We start from the raw sequence: 2,874 nt of genomic DNA on the forward strand, positions 1-2,874 counted from the left end.
GATTATAGCATCCAGATAGAAGATTACGTTAAACTAGGTCTTGTACAGGATCTGGGTACCGGGAGCAGCAATGACCTGGCCACCATGATTGATCCATATTCGTACCGCAAATCACTAACAATGCCTAAAATGATCGTAATGGGCACCAATGATGAATATTGGCCAATAGACAATATCAAGAATTATTACGACAGTATTCCCGGTCAAAACTTAATTCATTATGTGCCAAATGTGGGGCATGGGCTTGGTGAYGGTAAAGAGGCCATGACTACCCTAAGCTCATTCTTTGGACTCACTATGTCAAAGTCGCCTTATCCGGTTTGCATATGGAAATCCTCTCAAAGTGAACAAGGAGTAAAGGTTAGCATTAAAACTACAGCAGATAAATTAATTGATGTTACCGTATGGCATGCTGATTCGCCGGATCTGGATTTTCGAAATGATAAATGGGAGGCCAGAAAGCTGGATGTTAAACCTAAATCAGAGATAAATACTTTAGAGCAGTATCCTGATTCAGGTTATAGAGCTTTTTATATTAATTTAAAGTACAAGGATTCTAAAGGTGGTGAGTATGTTGAAAGTACCAGAGTGTTTATGACGGACGATAAAAAGCTTTTATAGACCGTCATCTTTTCCATTAGTTGTTTTCAAGAAATGTAGTCAGTAAATTCTTTAAATAAAGTTCTGGCTTAGGCATTTTAACTACAGTGCCAGGTTCCTTATCTTGATTTTGTTTGATATAATTGGCTTTAATTTTACCCCAATCTTTAGAGTAGAGCTTAATAAACATATCTACAAAATCTTTGTCTGTGTAATCTTTTGGAAGTTTACTCAATACTGCTTCAATTTTCTCTTCTTTTCTATGTAATACTGCCATAACGATTTTAATTGTGGCCGCTAAGTTATGGAAAATTAAATATGTAATAGACCATTATCGCCAATAAGGATGCTACAAGCGTATTCAGAAAATTTACCACATCATTACTCATGTAGTTTTTGCGTTCAAAGGTAGCTCCGAGTATCGAATCTGTCAGATTGCCAAGTATTCCTGCACCGATCACAATGAGGCTCATTTTATCAAACCCAGCGTAAATTAAGCCTATTACAGACGCACCGCATGTACCTATAAGGGTTCCTTCTAAACTTACAACTCCATCCAAACCATTTGCCTCTCTTTTAAAGGTCAGGATGTTATAAAATCTACGCCCGTACACCATGCCCAGTTCAGAAGATAGGGTATCGGCAAGGGCAGATGCAAGACTGGCAGCTGCCATTAAAACATATAGGTCTGAATGATGATGGTCAACAATTGCCAAAATGCCTGTTAACCCCGCAACTCCTCCATTTGCAAATACTTGTCCGGCATTTCTCCCATTGTTATCCAGAATTTCCGGATGGTATTTTGCCTTCAGTTGTTTTTTGTGAGCCGTAGCCGATACGCCAAGAATAAAAAAGGTAACAAGCATTAGTATCCCGGTTTCTCCTATACCTGCAAATACAAAGAAACCAATTAAACCCGCGGTAAGCGCTGCAGGGAACGTTAATTTTTTTGCCCAGACACATATCCCCATCATTGCAATCAGCAATATAACAGTAACCAATAAAACGGGGAGTGATGATGTAGACATATTTAGGTTAAACCGAAGTTTAAAATAGTTGTAATGTAACTGTAGGCTCTACCGAGGAAGAGCCTGGTTTAGTATTGGGCTTGGTCTTATGTTTATCAATCCAGGCAATATAATCTTCGGGTTTAACTGGCTCTTTTAATAATCCAGAACCGAATTGCATTTGCGAAACTCTTGCTTCAATTATTTGCCTGTACTTTTGGAGTAAGTGTTGTATTTGCTGTTGGATTTTGTTTTTCGGTTTAATCCTGATGTTTTTGTTTACAGGATTTAGGAGCTGAATAGTGATCTCCTTACTGAAATAGGCCAATGCAGATTCAATTCTATCCTGCAACACTTGTTGATCTTTAAAACCTGCTTGCTTATGTAACTGCTTCACCTGGGTCTGAAACTTTTCAGACAAGATCATAAGGTCTTTAACCGATTTATTCAATTGAGCAAGCAAAGATTTAAATTCTGGCAGGTGCGATTTAACGATCTCAGAGTTTGAACTGATTGTTTCCAATCCGCTAAGCACACGGTTTAGCGAAAAATGGTTTAATACTACCTGAAGAATGAATCTTTCCTGTTCAGTAATTAAAATGTGCTCTAAGTCATCTTCATTAGCGGGTTTCATGTAATTGATCACCTCCGTATTTGACCTTAAACTTTCAGTACTGATCTTTGATTTTAAAATAAGTCCGTTTAGTGTTCTAACACGACTCAAAGCAACATAAACCTGACCGGCAACAAATGATTTTCCGGCATCAATTATTGCATTGTCGAATGTTAATCCCTGACTTTTATGAATTGTAACGGCCCAGGCCAATTTAATCGGATATTGGGAAAATTCCCCAACTTGCTGTTGTATAATGGCCTGTTCAGGATCAGCTTTATATTCAAAAGATTGCCATGAAGATTTTTCCAATAACAAATCATCCTCCTGCGGAAAAGAGATATAGATCTCACCATCTTTAACAGACTTAACCTTTCCGATCTTTCCGTTATAGAATTTCCGATTATCACCTGTGTCGTTTTTTATGAACATGATCTGGGCACCTTCTTTAAGTTTTAAGGTCTGCTCTGCCTGCAAGCCCAGATCTCTAAACTCTCCGCTTACCTCTCCCTCAAAAGTATACTCTTCACCGGTTAACTCATCTAACTTTTCTTTGTTAATTGTATTAGCCTCAGCATTATGTGAGGTGATGATAATCGGATTTAAGTCATCAGTAGAGCTGAATTGAGGGTCGTATCTTTTGTTTAACAGATC

General features: G+C 38.0%; 3 protein-coding genes and 1 pseudogene. 1 reads left to right on the top strand and 3 read right to left on the bottom strand.

What is annotated here, in order from left to right; translation table 11 throughout:
* The coding region (locus tag AC1DDX_RS26020) for a PhoPQ-activated protein PqaA family protein (protein ID WP_477622885.1) at window positions 1–621 on the top strand (621 nt) is incomplete at its 5' end.
* A 16-nt stretch (window positions 622–637) separates the two neighbouring features.
* Here AC1DDX_RS26020 and AC1DDX_RS26025 read toward each other — a convergent pair.
* The 3 genes and pseudogenes from AC1DDX_RS26025 to AC1DDX_RS26035 form a co-directional block, all read right to left on the bottom strand.
* Window positions 638–877, bottom strand: coding sequence for a hypothetical protein (locus AC1DDX_RS26025; RefSeq protein ID WP_172662490.1), 240 nt, complete (start codon window positions 875–877; stop codon window positions 638–640).
* A 25-nt stretch (window positions 878–902) separates the two neighbouring features.
* A complete protein-coding gene (locus AC1DDX_RS26030) occupies window positions 903–1,628 on the bottom strand; it encodes a DUF92 domain-containing protein (protein ID WP_337717798.1) in 726 nt (241 codons plus the stop codon).
* Window positions 1,629–1,647: 19 nt separating this feature from the next.
* Window positions 1,648–2,874, bottom strand: a pseudogene (locus AC1DDX_RS26035) (ATP-dependent DNA helicase); the annotation flags it as partial.

The sequence above is a fragment of the Pedobacter sp. 10L46_2 genome (assembly GCF_056395165.1).